Source organism: Pseudomonas sp. 3A(2025), assembly GCF_054589175.1.
In genome coordinates, this window is sequence record NZ_BAAILM010000032.1 from 155,502 (window position 1) to 177,599 (window position 22,098).

25 protein-coding genes are annotated in these 22,098 nt (G+C 61.2%); 9 read left to right on the forward strand and 16 right to left on the reverse strand.

Annotated features, from left to right (window positions below; all coding sequences use genetic code 11):
• Positions 1-108: 108 nt before the first annotated feature.
• Complete coding sequence (locus ACYP2A_RS12935) at positions 109-1,479, forward strand: MATE family efflux transporter (RefSeq protein WP_459745441.1); 1,371 nt, start codon at positions 109-111, stop codon at positions 1,477-1,479.
• Positions 1,476-2,222: a nucleotidyltransferase domain-containing protein gene (locus ACYP2A_RS12940; RefSeq protein ID WP_459745442.1), complete on the forward strand. Its 747-nt coding sequence runs from the start codon at positions 1,476-1,478 to the stop codon at positions 2,220-2,222. The genes ACYP2A_RS12935 and ACYP2A_RS12940 overlap by 4 nt, the downstream gene beginning before the upstream one ends.
• Here the strand turns inward: ACYP2A_RS12940 and ACYP2A_RS12945 are convergent.
• The 3 genes from ACYP2A_RS12945 to ACYP2A_RS12955 form a co-directional block, all read right to left on the reverse strand.
• Positions 2,208-3,068: a TIGR03915 family putative DNA repair protein gene (locus ACYP2A_RS12945; RefSeq protein ID WP_459745443.1), complete on the reverse strand. Its 861-nt coding sequence runs from the start codon at positions 3,066-3,068 to the stop codon at positions 2,208-2,210. The genes ACYP2A_RS12940 and ACYP2A_RS12945 overlap by 15 nt on opposite strands.
• Positions 3,059-4,279 (reverse strand): putative DNA modification/repair radical SAM protein, encoded by a 1,221-nt coding sequence (locus ACYP2A_RS12950; protein ID WP_459745445.1) that lies wholly within the window; start codon positions 4,277-4,279, stop codon positions 3,059-3,061. The genes ACYP2A_RS12945 and ACYP2A_RS12950 overlap by 10 nt, the downstream gene beginning before the upstream one ends.
• A gap of 74 nt (positions 4,280-4,353) precedes the next feature.
• Positions 4,354-4,584: a hypothetical protein gene (locus ACYP2A_RS12955; protein WP_459745446.1), complete on the reverse strand. Its 231-nt coding sequence runs from the start codon at positions 4,582-4,584 to the stop codon at positions 4,354-4,356.
• Positions 4,585-4,783: 199 nt separating this feature from the next.
• Between ACYP2A_RS12955 and ACYP2A_RS12960 the strand changes: the two genes are divergently transcribed.
• Together ACYP2A_RS12960 and ACYP2A_RS12965 are read left to right on the forward strand one after the other, a co-directional pair.
• Positions 4,784-5,299 carry a sigma-70 family RNA polymerase sigma factor gene (locus ACYP2A_RS12960; RefSeq protein WP_459745447.1) on the forward strand — a complete coding sequence of 172 codons (516 nt, stop codon included), beginning with the start codon at positions 4,784-4,786 and terminating at the stop codon, positions 5,297-5,299.
• Positions 5,296-6,258 (forward strand): FecR domain-containing protein, encoded by a 963-nt coding sequence (locus ACYP2A_RS12965; protein ID WP_459745449.1) that lies wholly within the window; start codon positions 5,296-5,298, stop codon positions 6,256-6,258. The genes ACYP2A_RS12960 and ACYP2A_RS12965 overlap by 4 nt, the downstream gene beginning before the upstream one ends.
• Positions 6,259-6,263: 5 nt before the next feature.
• On the opposite strand, the gene ACYP2A_RS12970 is transcribed toward ACYP2A_RS12965, so the two are convergent.
• The 7 genes from ACYP2A_RS12970 to ACYP2A_RS13000 all read right to left on the reverse strand — a co-directional run bounded on the left by ACYP2A_RS12970 (position 6,264) and on the right by ACYP2A_RS13000 (position 12,073).
• On the reverse strand, positions 6,264-6,701 hold the full coding sequence (locus ACYP2A_RS12970) for a helix-turn-helix domain-containing protein (protein ID WP_459745450.1): 438 nt from the start codon (positions 6,699-6,701) through the stop codon (positions 6,264-6,266).
• Between the two features lie 283 nt (positions 6,702-6,984).
• Positions 6,985-7,602 carry a PqiC family protein gene (locus ACYP2A_RS12975; RefSeq protein ID WP_459745452.1) on the reverse strand — a complete coding sequence of 206 codons (618 nt, stop codon included), beginning with the start codon at positions 7,600-7,602 and terminating at the stop codon, positions 6,985-6,987.
• Positions 7,599-9,278 (reverse strand): PqiB family protein, encoded by a 1,680-nt coding sequence (locus ACYP2A_RS12980; RefSeq protein WP_459745453.1) that lies wholly within the window; start codon positions 9,276-9,278, stop codon positions 7,599-7,601. The genes ACYP2A_RS12975 and ACYP2A_RS12980 overlap by 4 nt, the downstream gene beginning before the upstream one ends.
• On the reverse strand, positions 9,271-9,885 hold the full coding sequence (locus tag ACYP2A_RS12985; protein ID WP_459745455.1) for a paraquat-inducible protein A: 615 nt from the start codon (positions 9,883-9,885) through the stop codon (positions 9,271-9,273). The genes ACYP2A_RS12980 and ACYP2A_RS12985 overlap by 8 nt, the downstream gene beginning before the upstream one ends.
• Positions 9,882-10,511 carry a paraquat-inducible protein A gene (locus ACYP2A_RS12990; protein ID WP_459745456.1) on the reverse strand — a complete coding sequence of 210 codons (630 nt, stop codon included), beginning with the start codon at positions 10,509-10,511 and terminating at the stop codon, positions 9,882-9,884. The genes ACYP2A_RS12985 and ACYP2A_RS12990 overlap by 4 nt, the downstream gene beginning before the upstream one ends.
• A 198-nt stretch (positions 10,512-10,709) precedes the next feature.
• Positions 10,710-11,009, reverse strand: coding sequence for a protealysin inhibitor emfourin (locus ACYP2A_RS12995; RefSeq protein ID WP_459745458.1), 300 nt, complete (start codon positions 11,007-11,009; stop codon positions 10,710-10,712).
• Entirely contained in the window at positions 11,006-12,073 is a 1,068-nt protein-coding gene (locus tag ACYP2A_RS13000; RefSeq protein ID WP_459745459.1) for a M4 family metallopeptidase, read from the reverse strand. The genes ACYP2A_RS12995 and ACYP2A_RS13000 overlap by 4 nt, the downstream gene beginning before the upstream one ends.
• 277 nt (positions 12,074-12,350) lie before the next feature.
• On the opposite strand from ACYP2A_RS13000, the gene ACYP2A_RS13005 reads away from it, so the two are divergent.
• A complete protein-coding gene (locus ACYP2A_RS13005; RefSeq protein ID WP_459745460.1) occupies positions 12,351-12,701 on the forward strand; it encodes a hypothetical protein in 351 nt (116 codons plus the stop codon).
• Between the two features lie 14 nt (positions 12,702-12,715).
• Here the strand turns inward: ACYP2A_RS13005 and ACYP2A_RS13010 are convergent, their stop codons facing one another.
• Complete coding sequence (locus ACYP2A_RS13010; RefSeq protein ID WP_459745462.1) at positions 12,716-13,033, reverse strand: ElaB/YgaM/YqjD family protein; 318 nt, start codon at positions 13,031-13,033, stop codon at positions 12,716-12,718.
• Positions 13,034-13,173: 140 nt separating this feature from the next.
• Between ACYP2A_RS13010 and ACYP2A_RS13015 the strand changes: the two genes are divergently transcribed.
• Entirely contained in the window at positions 13,174-13,428 is a 255-nt protein-coding gene (locus ACYP2A_RS13015; RefSeq protein ID WP_459745464.1) for a hypothetical protein, read from the forward strand.
• 2 nt (positions 13,429-13,430) lie between these two features.
• On the opposite strand, the gene ACYP2A_RS13020 is transcribed toward ACYP2A_RS13015, so the two are convergent.
• Positions 13,431-13,919: an LEA/WHy family protein gene (locus tag ACYP2A_RS13020; RefSeq protein WP_459745466.1), complete on the reverse strand. Its 489-nt coding sequence runs from the start codon at positions 13,917-13,919 to the stop codon at positions 13,431-13,433.
• Between the two features lie 131 nt (positions 13,920-14,050).
• Here ACYP2A_RS13020 and ACYP2A_RS13025 point away from each other — a divergent pair, with 131 nt between their 5' ends.
• Positions 14,051-14,824, forward strand: a complete 774-nt coding sequence (locus ACYP2A_RS13025; protein ID WP_459745468.1) for an enoyl-CoA hydratase — start codon at positions 14,051-14,053, stop codon at positions 14,822-14,824.
• Here ACYP2A_RS13025 and ACYP2A_RS13030 read toward each other — a convergent pair.
• Positions 14,821-16,731 carry a type VI secretion system Vgr family protein gene (locus tag ACYP2A_RS13030; protein ID WP_459745469.1) on the reverse strand — a complete coding sequence of 637 codons (1,911 nt, stop codon included), beginning with the start codon at positions 16,729-16,731 and terminating at the stop codon, positions 14,821-14,823. The genes ACYP2A_RS13025 and ACYP2A_RS13030 overlap by 4 nt on opposite strands.
• Before the next feature lie 259 nt (positions 16,732-16,990).
• Between ACYP2A_RS13030 and ACYP2A_RS13035 the strand changes: the two genes are divergently transcribed.
• Positions 16,991-17,695 carry a YebC/PmpR family DNA-binding transcriptional regulator gene (locus ACYP2A_RS13035; protein WP_459745470.1) on the forward strand — a complete coding sequence of 235 codons (705 nt, stop codon included), beginning with the start codon at positions 16,991-16,993 and terminating at the stop codon, positions 17,693-17,695.
• A gap of 14 nt (positions 17,696-17,709) precedes the next feature.
• Here ACYP2A_RS13035 and ACYP2A_RS13040 read toward each other — a convergent pair whose 3' ends face one another.
• Positions 17,710-18,990, reverse strand: a complete 1,281-nt coding sequence (locus ACYP2A_RS13040; RefSeq protein WP_459745471.1) for a leucine-rich repeat-containing protein kinase family protein — start codon at positions 18,988-18,990, stop codon at positions 17,710-17,712.
• A 78-nt stretch (positions 18,991-19,068) separates the two neighbouring features.
• Positions 19,069-19,614, reverse strand: coding sequence for a TetR/AcrR family transcriptional regulator (locus ACYP2A_RS13045; protein ID WP_459745473.1), 546 nt, complete (start codon positions 19,612-19,614; stop codon positions 19,069-19,071).
• Positions 19,615-19,714: 100 nt separating this feature from the next.
• Between ACYP2A_RS13045 and ACYP2A_RS13050 the strand changes: the two genes are divergently transcribed.
• On the forward strand, positions 19,715-20,938 hold the full coding sequence (locus tag ACYP2A_RS13050) for an MFS transporter (protein WP_459745475.1): 1,224 nt from the start codon (positions 19,715-19,717) through the stop codon (positions 20,936-20,938).
• Here ACYP2A_RS13050 and ACYP2A_RS13055 read toward each other — a convergent pair.
• Positions 20,923-22,059 (reverse strand): M14 family metallopeptidase, encoded by a 1,137-nt coding sequence (locus tag ACYP2A_RS13055; RefSeq protein ID WP_459745477.1) that lies wholly within the window; start codon positions 22,057-22,059, stop codon positions 20,923-20,925. The two genes, ACYP2A_RS13050 and ACYP2A_RS13055, sit on opposite strands and share 16 nt — an antisense overlap.
• Between the last annotated feature and the right edge of the window lie 39 nt (positions 22,060-22,098).

Here is a 22,098-nt window from a genome sequence, read left to right on the forward strand (position 1 = left end):
AGAACGTATTTGTATTAATCAATGCAGGGTGAAAAGAGTACCGTGCCTGACCCCTTTAGTGGCGGTCATTCAGCCCTTTAGTGGCCGTCCTTCAACAGGCACGCTGTAATGAAAAATAATAACGCCGTCTTTACCCAAGGCTCTGTACTCAAGCATATCGTGCGGATGACCGGGACCAGTACCACCAGTTTGTTGTCTATCTTCGTCATTGATGTTCTTTCGGTGTTTTACATCTCCATGTTGCATGACGACGTGTTGTTGGCAGCGCTGGTGGTGGGCAAGACATTGACGTTTTTCGTGACCAGTATGTCGATGGGCGTGTCCATGGCTTCGGCTGCGCTGATTGCCAGTCGCCTGGGGGCCGGTGAGATCCAGCGTGCCCGGCAACTGGCAGGCAGCGGCCTGGCACTGGTGATCGCGCTCTCGATATCGGCGGCGGCAGTCGAGCTGTTTTTTCTCGATGCCATCCTCAATCTGCTGGGGCTCGAAGAGCGAGCGTTTGCGGCAGCGCATGCGTATCTGTGGATTACCCTGCCGGCCACGCTGTTCATGGCCATTGGGCAAATCTGCATGCAGACATTGCGTACTTCCGGGTTCGGCAAGCAACCGATGTATATCGTGCTGACCGGCACCGCAGTGGGTGCGCTGGCCGAGCCGGTATTTATCCTGTGGCTGAATCTGGGGCTCAACGGTGCAGGCTTTGCCTATTTGCTGATGGCCTGCGTGACCGCGTCCCTGAGCGTGTATTACGTGCACCGTGTCGCCAGGCTGACCGCACGCGCCGCGCCTGCACAGATGCGCGCAGACATCGGCCAGATTTCCAGGATTGCCCTGCCGGCGGTGTTCGGCAACCTGGCCACCCCGGTGGGCATGGCGTACCTGATGTCGTCGGTGGCCGCCTATGGCTCGCAAGCTTTGGCCGGCATTGCCGTGGTCGACCGCATCATTCAGTTGTCGTTCTGCGTGTTCTTTGTGTTGCCCGGTGCGCTGAGTCCGATTATCGGGCAGAACCTGGGGGCCAGAAATGCAGAGCGTGCGCGCGAGGCGATAAAGACCACGTATTGGCTGGCGCTGGGTTATGGGGCCGTTGTGGCGTTGATCCTGGCGCTGTCGGCGCAGACACTGCAAGGCCTATTCAATGTGCAAGGCGAAGGCGTGCGCATTCTGCAGGTATTCTGTCAGTTCGGCGGGGTGCTCTGGACCTTGATCGGTTTGCAGTTCGTCGCCATTTCCATTTTCGTGACCATGGGCCGACCGATCTTTGTCACGCTGTTCGGCTGGCTGCGTGCCAGCCTGGGGACGGTGCCGTTTGTCTGGTATGGCGCGCACCTTGATGGCGGCGCGGGCGCCTTGCTCGGCCACTTGCTCGGTAATGCAACGGTTGCTCTGGCTGCCTGCACGGTCGGCATGCTGGTCATGAAAGCGACGTTGAAAGAAATAACCCTGCCGGTACTGGCGCACAGAGACTCAACGATATGAGCGAACCTGCTTGTCCTTCTCCTGCCACCGCGCTGGCCGTGGCCGAGACGGTTTTGCGCAGCCGTTATGAAGGCGCATCCTTTGCCTGTGTGGCCGGCTCGATCATGCGCGGGCAGGGCACTTACCTTTCCGATATCGATCTGGTGGTGATTTACGATCACCTCGATGCAGCGCGTCGCGAGTCGTTCATCGCGCAGGGTATTCCGGTCGAAGTGTTCGTTCATGACCTGCGGACCGTGGCGTGGTTCATCGATGAAGACATCGAGCGCGGGCGTCCAAGCCTGCTCAACATGATCAGCGAAGGCGTGGTGATTGGCCCGGCGACGGGTGCGGCAGAACGGTTGCGCCAAGAGGTTCGCAAGCGTTTGAACGCAGGGCCGCAACCGTTGGCAACTGCGGCCCTGAACGCTTTACGCTATGAAATCACCGATGCAATCGATGACCTGCGCGGTGAGCGGTCGGCCAGTGAGGTCATGGCGATCGGTGCCATGTTGCATGCCCGGCTGGTAGAACTTGCGCTGCGCGGACGGGGCTGCTGGTATGGCACTGGAAAATGGGCGCCGCGTCTGCTCGGTGATATGGACCCGCGTCTGGCGCAGCGATTCGACGAGGCTTTTCGAGCGCTGTTCGTATCGGGCAACGCAAGCCTGGTGATTGCCCTGGCCGAGGATGAGCTGGCGCCACACGGTGGCACGCTGTTCGATGGCGATTGCCGCGTAGCACTGGCCTCATGGCGTGTCTGAACTGTTGTCGTGACGAATGCGTTTGCCGGGGCGTGCCGCGATGCTGCTGGCCTGGCCATCACGCTGTTTGCCTGTGCGTGCCTGGGTAATCAAGGCCGGAATCAACGGCCCTTCGGGCAGGTTTTTCCAGAAACGCGTCGGCAAGTGGCCTTGCATGACTTTAGGGTTGAGCCGCGCCGGGTTGAAAATGTGCTGGTAGTAGGTCAGCCATAGCTCGCCGTGTGAGTCGTCCGGCTGGCGGGCCAGCTGTTGCCATGCCTGCGGGCAGCGTCGTTGGTGAATCAATCGGCTACCGTCGTAGAAAACAGCGTCGCGCGGGGTCGCGATCAGCCAGCGATGACGGCCCATGCGGCCGATGAAATGCTCGCTGGCACTGTGCAGAATGTCGTGGGCCGGTTCATGCCAGGCCACATAGTGCGGTGCGTTGTCGTCCGGCCAGGGCAGGTCGGTTTTAACCGCCACGAAGCGCAAGAAGGCATGCAGGTGATGAGCCTCGCGGCTGACCTGTTTCAGCCGCCGCTGTAGTTCGCTGCCCAGCCGGTCGCCAGCGAGCATGGCGGTGCGGTCGCCATGACACACCCGCCACAGTACCTCGTAAAGCAGGCTCCAGCGTTGCTCGCCACGGTACTGCGCTGCCGCTTGCAGTTGCTCCAGCAACGCAAGCGGTACCCGTGCCTGAAACGGGCCGGGCGTATCAGGAAGTTGCTCGTCGCTGCCGAACAGATCGCTGCCCTGGCCACCATTCCAGCTGACCCGGCTGGGGTCGACGGCGTGGCTTAACAGCCAGCGTGCCTGCCCGCGCCAGACCTCGAACAGGTCATCGCAGTCCAGGCTGATCATGCCCATAGCCCCAGTTGCTGAGGCTGCGGACGGTCGCGCAATTGCTGGTGCAGGCGCTCGCTTGAGGATTGCGCCTGCGGCGGCCGGTAATCGCTGGTGATGATAAACGGACGAGCCTTGTCGAGGATGCAGCGCATGCGCGCCAGGTCTTCGTAACGGATGCGCCGCTGCCGGCGCAGCTCGACCAGGCGTTGCGTGGTGCGCAGGCCGATGCCTGGAATACGGGCGATCAGGCTCGGGTCGGCGCGGTTCAAGTCCAGCGGGAACACATCGCGGTTGTTCAGCGCCCAGGCCAGCTTGGGGTCGATGTCCAGCGCCAGGTCGCCGGGGCCCTTGAGCAGTTCGCTGGCCTGAAAACCGTAGCCGCGCAGCAGAAAGTCGGCCTGGTACAGGCGGTGTTCGCGCAGCAGTGGCGGGGCGGCCAGCGGCACGCTGCCCGGGCTGTTGGGGATTGGGCTGAACGCCGAATAATAGACCCGGCGCAGCTTGTAGTTGCTGTACAGGGTCTGGGCGCTGTGCAGAATGGTGCTGTCGTCGGTGGCGTCGGCGCCGACGATCATCTGTGTGCTTTGCCCGGCGGGTGCAAAGCGCGGCGCGCGTGGCTCATCCTTGACGTTCTGTTCGCCGTTATGAATGGTGTGCATGGCCTTGCGGATCGAGCCGATGTTTTTCTCCGGCGCAAGGATTTGCAGGCTGTGGTCGGTGGGCAGCTCGATGTTGACACTGAGGCGGTCGGCATAACGACCGGCGAGTGCGATCAGCGCAGGGTCTGCATCGGGGATGGTCTTGAGGTGGATATAGCCACGAAACTCGTGTTCTTCACGCAGCAATCGGGCGACTTCGACCAGTTGCTCCATGGTGTAGTCGGCCGAGCGGATGATACCGGAACTCAGAAACAGCCCGCTGACGCAGTTGCGCCGGTAGAAGTCCAGGGTCAGGGCGACCACTTCTTCGGGGTTGAAGCGCGCACGCGGCACATCGCTGGAGCGCCGGTTGACGCAGTACTGGCAGTCGTACAGGCAAAAGTTGGTCAGCAGGATTTTCAGCAGCGAGACGCAGCGCCCGTCGGGCGTATAGCTGTGGCAGATGCCCATGCCATTGGTCGAGCCCAGCCCGTTCTTGCCTTGCGAGCTGCGCTTGGGCGCGCCACTGCTGGCGCAGGAGGCGTCGTACTTGGCGGCGTCGGCCAGAATGCTCAGCTTGTCGATCAGCTGCATGTAAATTACCCGATACTGTTTTTATGTACAGTATCGGGCTTTGACGCATTGCTCAAGTACCGTTTGCCGCCTTGTCAGAGTTGATAGGCGGCGATGTAACGGCGATTGACGGTGACGCAGTCGGCATAAAGCTTAAGCGATTTTCGGTATTCATTGCCGGTTGGGGCTTTGGCGCCGGTTAAATCCGGCGCACCGGGGGCCGCTTCCCAAGGCCGACTGAAATCATGGACGTCGGCAAAGTCCAGTTCGGCGACAGAGTGGCCCACAGCGTGTTTAAGCACATCATCCTCAGGCGGTATCGACATAACGTTAGTCCCTTAAGTTAAAAAAGGTATTGAAAAGGGGTGTCGCAAGCGACTCGACAAGAATAGTTGCCTGGTCACAATTGCCAGGCGTGGGCGACCAATGGACCTGTTGGCGAAAAATTCCGATTGGCGGCGGCGTCTGAGTTAATTAGAATTATTCTCATTACAAATCATGACTCACTTCGATGGTGCCCTTCGCATGACTGACGCCGCACACCCCATGCAGCCTGGGCTGGACAGTTTCTATCGTGAACATCGCAGTTGGCTGGAAGCGTGGCTGCATCGGCGCCTGGGCAATGCCTGGGATGCGGCCGACCTGAGTCAGGAAACCTTTTTGCGTGTACTGACCGGCCCGCACAGCGAGCCGCTGGCCGCGCTGCGTGAACCCAGGGCTTATCTGGTCACGGTGGGCAAGCGACTGTTGCTCAATCATCAGCGCCGTCGACGTCTGGAGCAGGCCTATCTGGATGCCCTGGCGCATCTGCCTGAAACCGTGACGCCCTCGGCGGAGCAGCGCTGGATCGTGTTGCAAACCTTGCAGGCTCTGGATGATTTGCTCGATGGCTTGCCACCAGCAGTGCGCCGCGCCTTTTTGTGGGCGCAGCTCGAAGGCCTGAACTATGCGCAAATCGCCGAACGCTTGCAGGTCTCGCAGCGTACGGTCAAACGCTACATGGCTCAGGCCTACGAACACTGTCTGGTGGCCGACCTGTGAACCCGGCAAACCACGATCACGCCCGCCAGGTGGCGCATGCCGCTGCACGCTGGCTGGCGCTGGTCGAGTCGGGCACCGCCAGCGCCGAAGACCGTGCGGGCCTGCAGCAATGGCGTGAGCAGTCGCCCAGCCATGAGCAGATGTGGCAGAAAGCCCAGGGGCTGCGCCAGCGGTTTGCCGAAGTGCCTGCACAATTGGCCATGGCCAGCCTTGATCGTCCGGCCGCAGCACCGCAACGTCGGGCGTTGCTCAAGCGCGCACTGGTGCTTGCCGCAGTGCTGCCCACCGGCTGGTTGCTCAGCCAGCAGTTACCCGTCGCAGCCTGGCGCGCCGACTTGCGAACCGGCACCGGCGAGCGACGTACCGTGCGCCTGTCCGATGCCAGCCTGTTGCAGCTCAATACCGCGACGGCGGTCGACCTGGACTGGCACGCCGGCAGGCATCAACTGTCGCTGATCGAAGGCGAGCTGGCGTTGAGCATGGCCGAAAATGCCCCGGCGGTCATTGTGCAAACCCGCTTGGGACACGCCATTGCGACGGGCGCCGAGCTGTGTATTCGCCAGGACGCCGGGCGTTGTCGGGTATCGGTATTGCGCGGGCGGGTCCAGGTGCTGCCAGTGGCCGGCGCGCCCGTGCATTTGCAGGGCGGCCAGCGCGTCTCGCTCAGCCCTTCGGGAACTGGAGCCATAGAGCGTTTCGACGCCCAACAGCCAGACTGGCGAACCGGCGTGCTGACGGTTGAAAACCGCCCGCTGGGCAGTTTTCTCACCGAACTGAGCCGCTACCGGCCGGGTGTTTTGCGCTGGGAGCCGAGCCTGGAAAAGCTTAACGTTACCGGCGCGTTTCGCCTCGACGACACCGACCGTATTCTGCAGCTGCTGGCCGCCAGCCTGCCTGTGCAAGTACAGACCCGTACCCGTTATTGGGTCACGTTGGTGCCGCGCCCCGCTGTTGCATGAGCCCTTCAACTGAGCTTTGAGGTGACATAGATCAGACGCACCGCCGCCAGGCTGATGGCCTGGGCATCGTCACGTACTGTCTCGATCTGCAGCCTGTCCGTGCCAGCGTCATCGCTCTGGCGCCTCTCAAGCAATTGAGTCATCTGGTACAGCTGCTGATTCATGTCGTGCAGGCTGGTGTGTAGACGGGCAATCACCCGATTGAGATCGGACACCACGGGTGTGGCAACCGTGGTGTAGCGCTTTTCCTGGCCGGTAACAACGTAGGCGATATCGATTCCGGCTTCGGACACGCGTGATAAATAATCAGCTCTTGGATAGCGAAGACCATTTTCATAGTTGCCCTGTGCATTGGTTTCAACGCCACCGATGGCGCCCAGTGCACTTTGTGAAAGTTTAAGGCGTGTACGTTCCCTTTTCAGGCGCGGACCGATTCCTATCATCCGTTTATCCTCATTAAATCATCCGCACGAGGGTTGCCTTTGCAGATTTATATCCATTTAAGAAAGGAGTGAACAGACCGGCTGTTTGCACGTGACAGCCACAGATGGTCTATCTTGAAAACTCACTGGCCATTACTTTGGCGCAGGCCAAGATACCCTTAAATGGGGAGGCGAAATAGTACTTTCTTGTACCAATTTGAATGGTTTAAGTGTGAGTTTTAGATCGGATAGTGTTTTTTTATGTAAAAAAATGTTAATCGTCTGTGTTCATGAGCAGCGCTTTTCACAGGCAGCCGGCAGCGGGCGTGTGTGACCAGTTTTGCGCGGTGCGAGCGACATCATCGGCCAGTTTCGCTACAGCGGCCTGATGCGCGAGCACCAGGCTTTCCAGGCTGGCACCGGCGTTTTCGCGGATCACGCTGCTACAGGTCAGGTTGCTGCGCGGGCTGCCGGTCGGACCATTGCGCAGGCTCAGGTTCCACACCACGTCGATCAGCGCATATTGGCCGGGCAGCGACTCGAAGCGCCGAACATCGGTGCGCAGCGACAGCAACGGCTCATTGCTGTCCTTGGGCAGGCCGGCGACGTCACGGCGGGCAAAGCGGCTTTCAAGTTGTGCGGTCAGGGCGTCATGAAACTCATCGCCCAGCGGTGCACCCCAGCGTTCGGTGTCGAGAATGGCCAGGCTGCCGTCGCCCTGGCGGACCACCAGTGACGGTTGGTCGACCTGAACCGGTAACTGCACCGCCAGCATCTCGAACTGGAACGGCGCCGGCTGGTTTTTGACTACAGGAGCCGCGCCCAGCGGCGCGACCAGGGTGTAGTAGCGCATCACAGGGGAGGCGCAGGCGGCCAGCCCCAGAGTGGCGGCCACAATGGCCAGTTTCAGGCGCAGGGTCATGGTTGAGGCTCCAGATTCTTGTTGCGTGAAGACGAACTCTTGTACGAGGCGGGCGCGGCGTCGCTGCTGCGGCCACGGATCAACGCTTCAGGTTGACGGCCGAGGAAGTCGGTCAGCACGCGCATGGAACGCGCCGCACGCTGCACCTCGTCCAGTGCCTGACCCAGTTGCTGACGACCGGGTGAGTCTTCGCCCAGTGTGTCGTTGGCGGTCGACAGTGTTTTCTCGGCCTGTTGCAGGGTGCCGCGCACTTGCGGCAACACGCTGGCGTTGACTATTTTCAGGGTTTTCTGCAATTCGCTCAGCGTGCCATTCAGGTTGCCTGCCAACTCGTCGACCGGCAGGCGGCTGAGTTTGTCGACAAAGGCCTGCAACTGCTCCTGCAACTTGTCGAAGCTGCCTGGGACGGTCGGAATGTCCAGCGGGCGTGCCTTGGGATCGAAGGCGACCTTCGGAGCCTTGGGGTCGAACTCCATGGCGATGTACAACTGTCCGGTAAGCAGGTTGCCGGTGCGCACCTGCGCGCGCAGGCCATTGCTGATGAACGCGCCCAGAATGCGCGCCGATTGCTCTTCGTCACTTCCTGTTCCGGCCAGTTGCTGCAGCTTCGATTCAGCGGCGCCCAGGCGTTTGGGGTAGATCACGGCGCCGACCACACCGGGGAAGGTCTTGGTGTCGCCGTCGTAATCCAGGTCGACCGACACCACCCTGCCGATGTTGACCCCCAGAAAGTCCACCGGCGCATTGACTGCCAGACCACGCAGCGACTGTTTGAAGCGCATACGGATGTAACGCGGCTCGCCGTCGGGCGGCGCGAGGGCTGCGGCCTGGTCGTCGAAAATACGGAATTCGGCGTTTTCATCGGCGGGTTTGGTGTCCGGGCTCCAGTTCGGTTCGCGAAAAGCAATGCCGCCGGAGACGATCGAGGCCAGCGACTGGGTATTGATCTTCAGGCCCGCTGCGCCAACGCTGACATCCACGCCGCTGGCATTCCAGAAGCGGGTGTCGGTGGTGATGTACTTGTCGTTGGGCGAATTGATGAAAATCTGGATGTCCACGCCCTTGCCGTCGTCGGAAAGGTTATAGCCCACCACCTGGCCGACCTGAATGCGCCGGTAATAGATGGGGGAACCGATATCCAGCGAGCCGAGGTCATCGGTGTGCAGGATGAAGCGTTTGCCTTTTTCACCAAAGGTTACCGGCGGCGGGGTTTCCAGACCGACAAATTCATTTTTGGTCTGCTCGGCGTTGCCAGCATCGGCGCCGATGAATGCCCCTGAAAGCAGGGTGTCGACGCCTGAAATGCCATGCGCGCCGATGCGCGGACGTACCACCCAGAACTGGCTGTCAACGCGGGTGAAGGGCCCCGCGCTGTTGTTCAGCTCGATAGTGGTCTTTACATGGCTGCGGTCTTCGCTCAGCTCGATGGCGGTGACCATGCCGATCACCACATTCTTGTACTTGACCTGGGTCTTGTTGGCTTCCATGCCTTCGGCAGTCTGGAAGCTGACCGTGATCTTCGGCCCGATGTTCATCCAGTCATGGACGGCCATCGACAGGCCGATAAGGCCGGCCACGATCGGCACCAGCCAGACCAGCGAGATACGCACCCGGCGTGGCTTGATCTCTGGGCTGGCCGGCGCGGCAGCAGACATAGGGGGGGTGTTGTCAGGCATCTTCAACCTCTGCATCCCAGATAAGCCGGGGATCGAAACTCATGGCGGCGAACATCGTCATCACCACAACCAAACCAAAAAACAGAATGCCGATGCGCGGCTCGATGCTGCTGAGTTCGCGAAACTGCACAAGAGAGGCGACCAGCGCGACCACCAGTACATCGAGCATCGACCAATAACCGATCAGTTCGATAAAGCGATACAGCCGCGTGCGCTCGACCATGGCCCAGCGACTGCGCCGCTGGCAGGTGATCAGCAACATGCCGAGCACCGCGAACTTGATGCAGGGCACCACCACGCTGGCAATGAAAATCAGCAGGGCAATGTCCCACGAGCCGCTGTGAACGAATTCGATCACGCCACTCATGATGGTGTTTTCACTGCTGTTGCCCAGCAGGGTGGTGTACATCACCGGCAGGGCATTGGCCGGAATGTAAAAGATCAGCCCGGCAATCAGAAAGGCCCAGGTGCGCGCCAGGCTGTTGGGCTTGCGCCTGTGCACCGGCGAGTCACAGCGTGGGCAGCAATGTGCATCTTCCTGGCACGCATGGCCACAGATATGGCACAGGCACAGTTGGTGCTGGTGGGCGTAGGGAACCTCGCTCATGCCGGTTTCACCTCCAGCACATCCCACAGCCTGCGGATATTGCGGTTGGCGATCAGCAGGATCAGCACCATCAACATCGCCATGGCCCACAGACCGATGCCGGGATGGACATCGAGCATGCCCGACAACTTGATGATCGCGACCAGAATGCCCAGCATGCACACCTCCAGCATGCTCCATGGCCGCAGGTGCTCAAGGGCGCGCATGCAAGCCTTGAAACCCGGAGCGACCACGCCGCGCTGGGCGTGCAGCAGTACCCACAGCAGCAGGACGATTTGCAGCAGCGGGGCGAAGATGATCGACAAACCGGCCACCAGGGCAATCAGGGTGATACGCCCCTGCGCCAGGGCTTCGACCGATTGCCATAAGGTGACCTCGTTGCTCAGGCCCTTCATGCTGATACTGATGACCGGAAAGATATTGGCCAGTACAAACAGCACGGCAGCCGCCACGGTCAGGGCCAGCCATTGTTCCAGCGACATGCGCTGGCCGCGCCCGAGCAGGGCACGACAACGCAGGCAATACGCAGATTCGCCGGCGCGCAGAGGAGCAATTTCATACAGCGAGTCGCAATGCTCACAGATGATCAAACCCGGCGCTTGATCGTGGGGGGCTTCAATACTCATCGAATGCAGTAAATGCAAATCCTGGACGATAAATGAAAAGGCACAGGAAGATACCTTGTTGGAGCCGCGAGGGCTTGTATTTATGCACGTCGATACCAAACCGATACATCGGGCGATACGTTGAAGAGTGGACCCTGATGACGCCGCGATGTTCATGCATCACGGCGCCATTATTTTGGCCTGTTCTTTGCGCAGACGCTAGAGCCTGCCGGGGCGAGCCTGTTGCAGCAGAAAACCCAGCAGCGGGCGGACGGAATCGGGGATGTTGCGATCATCGAACGTCAGGCAGAAGGTATTGCTCTGATCTTCTATTTTGATTTCATATTGTTTCAAGTCTGTGGCCTGTTCATCGAGCCATTGCCCGGACTGCGACAGGCCACTCTGGTCTATCAGTGTTTGCAACCGGTGCGCCTCGGCAGGTTGCAGCGTTTGAGTGTCGACTTCGTAGCGCCTGATCATGCCGGCAAAACCGCCAGACTGGATGAAACACACTTTCATGGCCTTACACCCACTTCTCGCCAGGCAGCTGTCACGGCCCGTTTCGCTGCCGCGCCATAACGCCGTTGGCCGGCCAGCTTGGTGCTGATCCGCGCGCAGTCGCTGAACTGGCTGTTGGCGGGCAATTGCAGCAGGGTTTCGTACCAGATCCGTCCGGCGATGTCCCAGGCATTGCCGCCCAGTGCCTTGGCCACCAGAACGAACGCACGGTTGGGAATTCCCGAGTTGATATGCACCCCGCCACGGTCTCGATGGCCCGTATACAGGTCGGCCATGCTGGCGGGCTGCGGGTCGTCGCCCAGATCGGGATCGTGGCTGTAAGCAGTGCCGGGATGCAGCATGTCGCGTATGCCGCGCCGGGTACTGGCGGGCACCAGTAATTCGCGACCGACCAGCCAGCTGGCGTCACTGGCCGGCGTGCCTTCATGCCACTGGCGCACCAGCACGCCGAATACATCGGCGAAATGCTCGTTGAGCGCGCCGGACTGGCCTTGATAGACCAGTTGCGAGGTAAAACTCTGCACGCCATGGGTCAGTTCGTGGCCGATGACTTCAAGGCTGGCAGTAAAACGCCTGAAAACTTCGCCATCCCCGTCGCCATAGGCCATCTGCCGGCCATTCCAGAACGCATTGTTGAGCGGCGCCAGATCGCCCTGCATATCGGCTTCGGTTACATGCACCGAAGAAATCAGCGACAGGCCCTTGTCATCCAGTGAGTGGCGCTCGAACAGTTGCTCATAAAAGTCGTAGACGATGCCCGAGCCGTCGAAGGCTTCGTCCAGCGCTGCATCGCCGGTGGCTGGTTGCTCTTCACTGCGCGCCAGGCGACCTGGCAGGCTGGGAGTGCCGCCGGCATCGTAGACCTGTCGGTGCTTTTGCCCGTGCGCGGTCGCCAGTGCTGACGGCGTCGGCATGACCTGGCTCGTCAGGCGCTCGGCGATAAAAGCAGATCGACACGCGAGGTTGGCAATGGCGCAATGGCGCACCTTGCGGTTTGGAGATTCGGACATGTGTTCGAGCATGTAGGGAGGAATGAAGCAATGCAGCGGGTTATGCGTGCACATGATTTAACTCCTGCCGGGTATGAGGAGAATCCATGCTGGAGCATAGTGGTCGAGGTCAGCGGGGCGGTGGCCGTCGGGCGGTTTACAGGACCGTTTGGGAAATATTTGATTACACGATGGCAATCGGCCGTAAATCGGTCCTGAGGCCTGTGCAGGCTGCGATTGCGTGCATTCGTCATACCCAGGCGCTCAGCTGCGACACCTTTACGCACCCGTCGATTAAGCCGCCGGGAGTGCTAGACTCGCCGCCTCTTCATTCAGGCAGGAGCAGTTCGACGTGCGCAAGAGGGTATTGATGATGGCAGTGCTGGCACTGGCCGGATGCGACGCAGGCAAGCCTCAGCCACCGGCTGGCGAAGCTGCCAGTGCGCAGGTAGCGGCGGCAGAAGTAAAGCAGCCGAAATGGTACATCCAGATGAACACGCGTGAAGCGGTCAGCGACACCAGCGCCTGGCTGCTGGAGCGTAGCTATGCGCCGGTGATCGTCAATATCGACGGCAAGCAGCAGATCCTGCTGGGCCCTTACGAATCGGAAGAGCAGGCTAAAACGCAGTTGACGACCTTGCAGGCCAAGGTCGCCAAGTCACACCGCTTTACCGAGCCGAGTGTGGTGAATCGCGCGTTGTAATCAGGTGCAGGCGATCAGCGACGACCCAGCAACAGACCCACCACCAGGCCGAAACCTGCCGAGATGGCAACGGTCTGCCATGGATGGCCGCCGATATAGGTTTCGGTGGCTTCGACCACCGGCCGGGTACGTTCGCGCACGCTGGTGATCGACTCTGCAGCCTGCTTGAGCTTGACGCTCAGTTGCTCACGCAGGTTTTCCGCTTCTTCGCCGACCAGCGAGGCGCTGTCCTTGAGCAGTTTGTCGGACTCTTCGATCAGCGCCTGCAACTCGCTGAAGGTCTGGTCCTTGATCTGGTCAGTGAGGTTCTGTTCGGTTCTCTTGCGGGCCATGGTGTTTTCCTTTCAGTTGATGGCGATGAGCAATGGAGTATGCGGTCGTCGGAAAAGTTGCAACCTTTTTCCCGCACCTCAAGCAGTACCCGTGGTGCGCGGTGTAAGATTGTCGCCGGTTTTTGTAAGAGGTCACCGTCATGAGTTTCAATCTCGCCAACCGTCCCCTGGCTGAACGCGCGGAGCTTGAAGACGAAAAGTCTCGCCTGTTCGATTTGTGGCAAAGCAACCTGGGCAAGGCCAAGAGCGAAGCGGCCCGTCTGATCGGCGAGCGCTCCAAGCGCAAGGGCAAGTGGTCCGAGTGGGCACGTGCAGAGCTCGATAACCTTAGCCCGCCGGAGTTTGCCAACATGGTGCGCAGCGAACTCAATCGTCTGGTCGCCGCTGCCCGCTAACGCTACCAACTGCCGCTTCCATTCCTGCTGCCGCTGCCCGGCAGGCTCAGGGTGCCGCTGCTTCTGAAACGCTGGGTACCGAATAGCCCGCCGGCCAGCTTGCCATGCAGTGTGTAGGGCAGTGAGTCGATCTGCTGACCCTGGGCCAGCCCCAGTGCCTGGCGCAGTGCCGAAAACGCCGAAATGCTCACCGGCACCACCAGCAGGGTTTCGCCAAACCGTCCGACGCTGCCGGGCTGGTCGCTGACTCCGGCGGCCAGCAAGCGGGCATTGACCTCCAGTCGCAAGGCCACGCCGTTGTATTCGATGGCTGTGTCGTTGGGGTTCTGAACCCGCAGTTTCACCGCCATGCGCACTTCCAGCCCCTGGCCCGGCAAGGGCTCGATGCCCACCACGTCGATCAGCAACGCATCGCGGTCGGGCAACAGCGCGCAAGCCCCCAACAGCAGGGGCAGGGTGACAAGCAGCAGACGGGCGATATGACGCAGCATGATGGGCTCCTTATTCAGTACCCGGGTTCAGACCCCCAGGCAGCGCAGATATTCGCCCAGGCAGCCGCTGCGCTGCCGGATGGCATCGGTTGGGCTACGCTCAAAGCGATCGTTCACAAGGACAAGAGTCAATGAATTACAGTGAAATTCTTGCAGAGGTGCGTGGCCGGGTCGCGCTGATTACGCTCAATCGCCCTCAAGCGCTCAATGCGTTGAATGCACGCTTGATCGATGAGTTGAACCACGCCCTGAATGGTTTTGAAGCCGACCCGCAGATTGGCTGCATCGTGTTGACCGGCTCTGACAAGGCGTTTGCCGCCGGCGCCGATATCAAGGAAATGGCTGAACTGAGTTACCCGCAGATATACCTCGATGACCTGTTCGTCGAAAGCGACAGGGTCGCCGCCAGACGCAAGCCGATGATCGCCGCTGTGGCCGGTTTCGCCTTGGGCGGTGGCTGCGAGCTGGCGCTGATGTGCGATTTTATTCTGGCGGCCGACAACGCCCGTTTCGGGCAGCCGGAAATCAATCTGGGGGTCTTGCCGGGCATGGGTGGCACCCAGCGCCTGACCCGTGCGGTGGGCAAGGCCAAGGCCATGGACTTGTGCCTCACCGGGCGTTTGATGGATGCCCATGAGGCTGAGCGCGCCGGGCTGGTGGCGCGGGTGCTGGCGCCGGAGTCGTTGCTCGACGAAGCGCTGAAAGCGGCGGCGACCATTGCCGGCAAATCCCTGCCGGTGGCCATGATGGTCAAGGAAAGCGTTAATCGCGCTTTCGAGGTCAGCCTCGCCGAAGGCATCCGTTTTGAGCGCCGGGTCTTTCATGCCGTCTTTGCCAGCCACGATCAGAAAGAGGGCATGGCGGCCTTTATCGCCAAGCGTCCTCCGGTGTTCAAGGGGGGTTAGGGCCTGGGCGAAAAGCCGGCAAGCCAGGCTTGGGCTTCGCTGCCCGACCCATGCAAAAAATCATTGAATGTGATGCAGCGGCCGGGATGAATCAGGCACAGGTTATCGGGTGTTTTTGCGTATTCAGCGGCCAGTTGCTGGCGTTGCTCAGGCGTCAGGCCCAGATAGCCCTCGGCATCTGTGCGGCCTTCAAACAGAAAGTGCTCCGGGTCCAGCCGGGACAGATGCTCAAGCCCGGGTTCGGCCATGCGCACGATGTACCACAGGCAATGGGCCGGTGTGGTGCCTTGCGGGGGCAGACGCAGATCGTGCAATGGCGGCGGCGCAAGGGCTGCAGGCAGCCCCATCAGCAGGCCACCGGGGCTTGTGGCGGTAAGTGCCTGCGCTTCGATCTGTAAGGTACCCAGGCCTTGCAGGGTCAGCGGGCGGCTGGACTGGATGTGTAATGCCTGGCCGCTTTGTACGACGATGCTTTCGGGCAACGGCTGCAGTGCATGGCCATCCATCCAGCCCTGGATGGCCGGTTCAGCGGATGATGGCGACAGCAGGGCGCAAATCACCGGGCGCTCGGGATCGTTGTCCAGATAGCCGATCTGCACGCGGCAACCGTTGCGCAATGCTGGCGCAGGCAGTGCGTGGTTGAGCGCCAGCAGTGCCCGTGGCCAGCCGTGGTGGCCGGCCGGCTCGGCTTGCCCATCCAGCCGCATCGGCAGGCAGCCTTGCGAGTCTACCTCGTGGCCCATCAGTGTCGCTGCATGCAGGCCCTGAACATCGGGTTTTGCATGGCGCAGCGGCGGTCTGAATGGCTCGCTCCACGGCGTTACGCCGAAGCTGTTGCGGTAGCCGCTGTCGAACCTGTCGCCAGGCAGCCCGTCTGCTGAGGGCGTGCCGGACAGTATTCTGACGATCGCTGCAACGTCGTGAGGGTCATGGCCTTCGAGTACATCGGGCTGCTTGCCGGCATGGCGAACCCAGGTCAGCAGCCAGTGATCGTTGAACAATGGCTCGGGGTGCCCGAGCACTTGCACGATCTGGCCGCAGGTCAATGTCGGCTGCTGGCTGCAACCGCTTATCTGCCGGCGTTCGTTGCGCAGGCGCTGGAGTTGGCGGGCACTGCGCTGACGTTCCCAGGCAGACGTCAGGTCTTGTGATGGCATGCCCGAGGCGTGTGGCCAGGCCTGATTATCGGCCGGTTTCTTTTCGGCACGCTGGCTGCCCGGCGTGGGCGCAACCCGCAGGTGGGGCGGTGGCGCAGGCCTATGGCTTTGCGCTGGTTGCAGGGCCTGCGATTCGCTCAGGTGGCTGATGGACTGCTCGGCGCTGCCCATGAACTGCAATGGGCCGTGGCGTTCGGGAAAGCTGGCGCAGTCGTCGGCAAACACCAGTTGCTGGCCGTCAAAACGAAAGTGAATACCTTCTTCTTCGCACAGGCGTTGCAGCAGATGCAGGTCGCTTTCCTGATGCTGTACATACAGTGGGCGAGGCGGGTAGACGCCACACAAGGCTTCAAAACGAAAGTGCGCGTCGTCCAGCCCGCGCTCGCGCAGCAGGTGCTCGATCAGATGTGGCACGCTCAGGTTGTGGAAGCGTTGCTGGCGACGCGGTTGTGCCAGGCGTTGCACGAGCGGCCAGAGGCTGAGCCGGTAGTGGCTCAGGCAGGTACCGGCATACACCTGGCTGGCACTGCCGATTTCGCCGTGTATACCGGCGTGGTCAGGGGCCGGCTTGAGGCAGGCGCGGCGCTGCAGCAAGGCACTGATATCCAGGTACGGGTCGCGGCTGATCAGGTCGATATCGAAGCGCCAGGTTTCATTGAGCGCCTCGCGGCCTGTGAAACCGACCACCTGCAGGTCCGACTGGCAGTCGGCAATCGCCAGGGTTATCGGCCTGGGTTGATCGTGTGGCATTCGCGGACTCTCTCTCCATGAGTTTCAAGGCTGCGAAGGGTACGGAATGCCACGACGCAAAAGCAGGCCTGTCCGGCTTTTCAGAAAAGGACTACAGCTTTTGTCGCTCAAGGTGTAATTGTCCGACGCAAGCGGGAGGGGTTTCATCTGCGCGGCGGGCGTATAGAATGCACGCCCTGTGTCCGAAGCATTTCGGGCAATTCCTTTTTCAAAACCCTGGCTGTATCAGCCGGGGCGCCAGCGAATCAAGAGAGCAGACATGGGCGCACAGTGGAAAGTCAAACATAGAGAAGCGGCTGCCAACGCCAAGGGCAAGATTTTCGGCAAGCTGTCCAAAGAAATCATGGTTGCTGCACGCGCCGGTGCCGATCCTGAAATGAACTCGCGTTTGCGCCTGGTGGTAGAGCAAGCCAAAAAGGCCTCGATGCCGCGTGACACCCTGGAGCGGGCAATCAAGAAGGGCGCCGGCCTGCTGGGCGAGACCATCAGCTTCGAACGCGTGACCTACGAAGGTTTCGCCCCACACCAGGTACCGGTGATCGTCGAGTGCCTGACCGACAACGTCAACCGCACCGTGGCGCAAATCCGCGTGCTGTTTCGCAAGGGGCAACTGGGCGCTTCGGGTTCGGTGTCCTGGGACTTTCTGCATCAGGGCATGATCGAGGCCGTGGCCGACAGACCGGGCCTGGACGCCGAAGAAGCGGCCATCGAAGCGGGTGCCCAGGACTGCGAGACCGGTGAAGAGGGCGTCGTGCTGTTCCTCACCGAGCCAAGCGATGTCGACGCGGTGAGCAAGGCACTGCCTGAGCACGGCTTCACCGTGCAATCGATGCAACTGGGCTATCGCCCGAAAAATCCGGTTGAAGGCCTGACTGCCGAGCAGATGGCTGAAGTCGAAGCCTTCCTTGAAGCCATCGACGAACACGACGATGTGCAGAACATGTACGTGGGTCTGGCAGGCTAATCCGCCGCCTGCGACTACATGAGTTGCTGATAAACCGTTTGCATCGCCGGCCGGGCCTGAACATCGGCCTGCATGCAACGTTCGGCCAGCGCCCGCAGCGCTGGCCGCGTTGCGCTCTCGGGGCAGCGATCCAGCAGTTCACTCAATAAAATGCCAAAGGCCCGTGTCTCGATACGCTCCAGTGCGCCGGCGGCGCAGCTTGAAGGGTGAAAGGACGCAGCGCCGAAATCGCCCAGCAGGCACTCGCCGCTTTCTTGCCAGACAATGTTGTGCGCATACAGATCGCCGTGGCTCAAGCCTTGCGCGTGCAGGTGTGCGGTGACCGAAGCGATGCCTCGAGTCAGTTCCAGCAACGCGGGTAGCGTCAGGCGGATGTCGGCCGGGTAGATATCGCGCGTGCAGGATTCCAGGCTTGGCGGCCCGGCCAGGTTGCTGAATGCCGGATCGATCAGCCCCATGACCAGCCCGCGACGCGCCTCGGGGTGCTTATCGACTTCCCCCAGTACGGCAATCAATTGCCGGTGCAGGCCAGCCTTGATGCACGCCTGCATTTCATCCAGTGGCGAGCCGTCGCTGGTCAGTTCGCCCTTGTACAGCTTGATCGCGACCTGATGCTCAGCAGCGCCGTCGCGCCAGACCCCTTGCTGAATCACCCCGGAAGCTCCTTCGCCCAGGCGTTGGTGCACGTCGAGCTGTGCCCAGTCGATTTGCCGGATCGATTCGGTGGCAGGGTTGAGGCTGAACGGGTTGCCTGAATGCGCCAGCCAGGCCAGCGCGGGCAGGCTCAGCAGCCAGTCAGGCAATTCGCTCAACTGGTTGGATGCGATGCGGATCAGCTCAAGGTTGTGACAATGGGCCAGGCTCTTGGGCAGGTGGGTCAAGCGGTTACCGGCCAGCATCAGCTTTTGCAGGTTACGGCACTCACCCAGCGCGTCGGGCAGTGTTTCGATCTGGTTGTCGGTAAGAATCAGCCAGCGCAGTTGTGGCGGCAATGCTTGCGCAGGTACATGCTCAATGCGATTGGCCTTGAAGCCGACCATGCGTAGTTGTTGGCACTGGCCCAGGCAGGCGGGCAGTTCAGTGAACAGGTTGTCGGAAGCGAACAGCACTTCCAGGTGTTGCAAGCGGTAAAGGTCGTCGGGCAGGTGACTCAGGGCGTTGCCACTCAGGTTCAGCACCTTGAGCGAGTCGGCCAGGTCGAAAATTTCTGGCGGAAAAGTGTCGAGGCCGCAGCCCAGGTCCAGGCGTTGAATACCGGCCAGCTTGCCGGCGCGCAGATCTGCAAGGGTGTGCATGTGAAGAGGGGCCATTGATCGGACGGACGCGCATGATAAGCGCATTGGCTGCGCAGCGTCGCGGGTCAAACCGCGCCGCTATGAGGTCAGGCAGCGTTCGACCCAGCCTTGTACGCGCGCCAGTGCCGGTGCGGTGCCGGTGTACAGAATCCGGTAGATGATGGGGGCCACCACGCTGTCGATCAGGTCTTCGGCATCGGGGCACGTTTCGCCGCGAGCCTGGGCGCGCTCGAGGATCACCTCCAGCTGGCCACGCACGATGGCGACACATCTGCCCGAGCAGGCGCTGCTGGCAATCACGTCCTGTAACATTTCCCGGCCCGGTGTCGACGACATGTCTTCCAGGTACAGCTCGCTCCAGACCAGCAGGTCGTCACGCAGGTTGCCCTGGTCGATCGGCGCATCAGGGCGCAGATGTTCCATGGCCGCATCGGCCAGCAGGTTGGTGAGGTCGCCCCAGCGACGATAAATGGTCGAGGGCGTGACACCCGCGCGCGTGGCAATCATCGGCACACTGAGGTCGGCACGTTCGTGTTCTTGCAGCAGATCGCGCACCGCCTGGTGGATCGATGCCTGTACCCGGGCGCTGCGCCCGCCAGTGCGGATGCTTTCTTTGATGACCATATGTCGAGCCTTAACGCAAAGTATTTGCTTTAAGCTCTGAGCAGGTTCAGAGTTAAAGCTAATTTTGGGCTTTAATGAAACGCTGCCGGAGAGTGTACCCATGTCCCTGACTTCGCATAACCCTGCGCCGCCACCGCCGGTCGCGGTGGGCAAGTCTCCTCTAGGTTTTCTGGCCTTTGTGCTGCTGTGCTTTTTTGCCGCCTCCAGCGCCCCGACGCCGCTGTACCCGTTGTACCAGCAAGCCTGGGAATTTTCGCCGGGGATGCTGGCGCTGATTTTTGCGGTGTATGCCTTCAGCCTGCTGGCGGCCTTGCTCAGCGTTGGCGCGCTGTCCGATTACCTGGGAAGGCGACCGGTGATCTTTGCAGCCCTTGTGGTGCAGGGGGTGGCGATGCTGCTGTTTATCTTTGCCAGCAATCCGGCCTGGCTGATCGCCGCCAGGCTGCTACAAGGTTTTGCCACCGGTATGGCGGCCAGTGCGCTGGGCGCTGCGATGCTCGATGGCGATCCGGTGTTGGGTGCACTGGTCAATAGCATCGCGCCGATGTTCGGCATGGCCGCCGGTGCGCTGGGTACTGCCTTGCTGGTGATTCAGGCGCCCTGGCCATTGTTGTTGCCTTACGTGGCGCTGCTGGCGTGCTTCGTATTTCAGGCCGGCTATCTATGGTGCTTGCCTGAAAGTGCCGCGCGCCGACCGGGTGCCCTCGCGTCTTTGCGGCCCTCAGTGCATGTGCCGTTGCGGGCGCGGGCGATGTTCTGGCGGATATTGCCGGTAGATATTGCCGCGTGGGCACTGGGCGGCTTTTTTCTGTCGCTGAGCCCATCGTTGCTGGCGGCAGCCACCGGCTCGCATTCACCGCTCAACGGCGGTCTGGCGGTGGCGACCCTGACCCTGAGTGGCGCCATGTCGATTCTGGTCATGCGCAGCCGTGAGCCGGTGCAAGGCTTATGGGTAGGCGCGAGCTTTCTGCCGACAGGCGTCGTGGTGATTCTGCTGGCGGTGCAATCCGGCTCTCTGGGCGTATTTCTGCTGGGTACCCTGATCGCCGGCATTGGCTTCGGCGCCGGTTTTCTGGGTGCCTTGCGCTTGCTGGTGCCGTTGGCCAGACCCGAGGAGCGGGCAGGGCTGATGTCGACCTTTTATGTGGTCAGCTATCTGGCATTCTGCCTGCCGGCATTGGCCGCCGGCTTTGCCTCGCGCACTTTTGGGCTGATCGTCACCAGTCAGGTGTACGGCGCGCTGGTGATCCTGCTGGCGTTGCTGGCCCTGGCCGGTCTGCTGCGCCAGCGTGCTGGCGCAGCCGCTGTTCAGCGCAACGCATGAACCAGACGCGACAGGGTCGACAACACGTCGCGGCCCAGGTCTTTCGAGCGTTGGCCTGACCAGCCGGCCACCGGGTCCGGGGCGTTATCGTGGTCCTTGAAGGGCATTTCCAGGGTCAGCGACAAACACCCATAGCGTTCGCCAACGCTGTTGGCGGCCAGCGCCATATTGGCCTGGCCCGGTGCGCTGCGCGGGTAGCCGTAGACACTCTGGAAATCCGCCGTGACCTGCTCCAGGGTGCTGCGAAACAGCGCTTCGAGCCCGGCCTGTTTCGCGGTATAGCCAGGGTTGCCTTCGCAGGCGGCGGTAAATACGTAGGGGATTTCTTCGTCGCCGTGCACGTCGAGAAACATATCGACGCCGTAATGCGCCATCTGCTGCTGAATGAAGAATACCTCCGGCGTGTCCTGTGCATTGCTGTCCTGCCACGCGCGATTGAGGTCCTTGCCCTGTGCATTGGTACGCAGATGGCCATGCCAGGCGCCATCGGGGTTCACATTGGGGACAAGGTACAGGTCGGCCGCGTCGAGCAAGGCTTGCAGTTGCGGATCGTCACGGCGCTGGAGGTGCTCGATCACGCCTTCCATGAACCATTCGGCCATGTGCTCGCCCGGATGTTGCTGGGCGATGATCCAGATCTTGTGTTTGCCGGGAGCACCATCGCCCTTGCGCAGCAGCGGGATGGCCCGGCCTTCGACGCTCAGTCCGCTGGCCAGCAACTCACAGCCAGCGCTGCCCAGCGCCTGGGCGATCAATGTGTCGTGGCGCTCACGGCTATACGGTTCGAAGTAGGCAAACCAGGCCTGCGTCTGGTCGGCCTTGAAGGTAAAACTCAGGGCCTGGCCATCAAAGCCGGACGCTACGCGAAACCAGTGTTTTTGATCGGTGGAGGCCACGGCGTTGTAGCCGCTCCAGGCATGTGGGTAGCTGGAACCGCCGGCATTGCCTAGCCTGAAGGTGTACTGCGCACCCGGCGTCAGGCCGCTGGCCTTGAAATGAAACCACTGAAAATGGGCGCTGCGGGTGTCGGGGCGGATGGCCAGTTCGATGCGGGTCGGGTCGCTGGCATCGATGACTTCAATGTTGCCACTGTCGAAGTTGGCGCTGATGATCAGACTCACGGTGTCTCCCTGTATACGCAAGTGCCGGATATGACATGT

Excerpts from the sequence above, each read along its gene's own strand:
- ACYP2A_RS12995 (WP_459745458.1), bottom strand. The coding sequence starts at position 11,009 with ATGAAAGTGTGTTTCATCCAGTCTGGCGGTTTTGCCGGCATGATCAGG.
- ACYP2A_RS12935 (WP_459745441.1), top strand. The coding sequence starts at position 109 with ATGAAAAATAATAACGCCGTCTTTACCCAAGGCTCTGTACTCAAGCAT.
- ACYP2A_RS12980 (WP_459745453.1), bottom strand. The coding sequence starts at position 9,278 with ATGCCTGACAACACCCCCCCTATGTCTGCTGCCGCGCCGGCCAGCCCA.
- ACYP2A_RS13015 (WP_459745464.1), top strand. The coding sequence starts at position 13,174 with ATGAGTTTCAATCTCGCCAACCGTCCCCTGGCTGAACGCGCGGAGCTT.
- ACYP2A_RS13035 (WP_459745470.1), top strand. The coding sequence starts at position 16,991 with ATGGGCGCACAGTGGAAAGTCAAACATAGAGAAGCGGCTGCCAACGCC.
- ACYP2A_RS12970 (WP_459745450.1), bottom strand. The coding sequence starts at position 6,701 with ATGATAGGAATCGGTCCGCGCCTGAAAAGGGAACGTACACGCCTTAAA.
- ACYP2A_RS12960 (WP_459745447.1), top strand. The coding sequence starts at position 4,784 with ATGACTGACGCCGCACACCCCATGCAGCCTGGGCTGGACAGTTTCTAT.
- ACYP2A_RS12955 (WP_459745446.1), bottom strand. The coding sequence starts at position 4,584 with ATGTCGATACCGCCTGAGGATGATGTGCTTAAACACGCTGTGGGCCAC.
- ACYP2A_RS12945 (WP_459745443.1), bottom strand. The coding sequence starts at position 3,068 with ATGGGCATGATCAGCCTGGACTGCGATGACCTGTTCGAGGTCTGGCGC.
- ACYP2A_RS12985 (WP_459745455.1), bottom strand. The coding sequence starts at position 9,885 with ATGAGCGAGGTTCCCTACGCCCACCAGCACCAACTGTGCCTGTGCCAT.
- ACYP2A_RS13050 (WP_459745475.1), top strand. The coding sequence starts at position 19,715 with ATGTCCCTGACTTCGCATAACCCTGCGCCGCCACCGCCGGTCGCGGTG.
- ACYP2A_RS12940 (WP_459745442.1), top strand. The coding sequence starts at position 1,476 with ATGAGCGAACCTGCTTGTCCTTCTCCTGCCACCGCGCTGGCCGTGGCC.
- ACYP2A_RS12950 (WP_459745445.1), bottom strand. The coding sequence starts at position 4,279 with ATGCAGCTGATCGACAAGCTGAGCATTCTGGCCGACGCCGCCAAGTAC.
- ACYP2A_RS12975 (WP_459745452.1), bottom strand. The coding sequence starts at position 7,602 with ATGACCCTGCGCCTGAAACTGGCCATTGTGGCCGCCACTCTGGGGCTG.
- ACYP2A_RS13000 (WP_459745459.1), bottom strand. The coding sequence starts at position 12,073 with ATGTGCACGCATAACCCGCTGCATTGCTTCATTCCTCCCTACATGCTC.
- ACYP2A_RS12990 (WP_459745456.1), bottom strand. The coding sequence starts at position 10,511 with ATGAGTATTGAAGCCCCCCACGATCAAGCGCCGGGTTTGATCATCTGT.
- ACYP2A_RS13045 (WP_459745473.1), bottom strand. The coding sequence starts at position 19,614 with ATGGTCATCAAAGAAAGCATCCGCACTGGCGGGCGCAGCGCCCGGGTA.
- ACYP2A_RS13020 (WP_459745466.1), bottom strand. The coding sequence starts at position 13,919 with ATGCTGCGTCATATCGCCCGTCTGCTGCTTGTCACCCTGCCCCTGCTG.
- ACYP2A_RS13040 (WP_459745471.1), bottom strand. The coding sequence starts at position 18,990 with ATGCACACCCTTGCAGATCTGCGCGCCGGCAAGCTGGCCGGTATTCAA.
- ACYP2A_RS13010 (WP_459745462.1), bottom strand. The coding sequence starts at position 13,033 with ATGGCCCGCAAGAGAACCGAACAGAACCTCACTGACCAGATCAAGGAC.
- ACYP2A_RS13030 (WP_459745469.1), bottom strand. The coding sequence starts at position 16,731 with ATGCCACACGATCAACCCAGGCCGATAACCCTGGCGATTGCCGACTGC.
- ACYP2A_RS13025 (WP_459745468.1), top strand. The coding sequence starts at position 14,051 with ATGAATTACAGTGAAATTCTTGCAGAGGTGCGTGGCCGGGTCGCGCTG.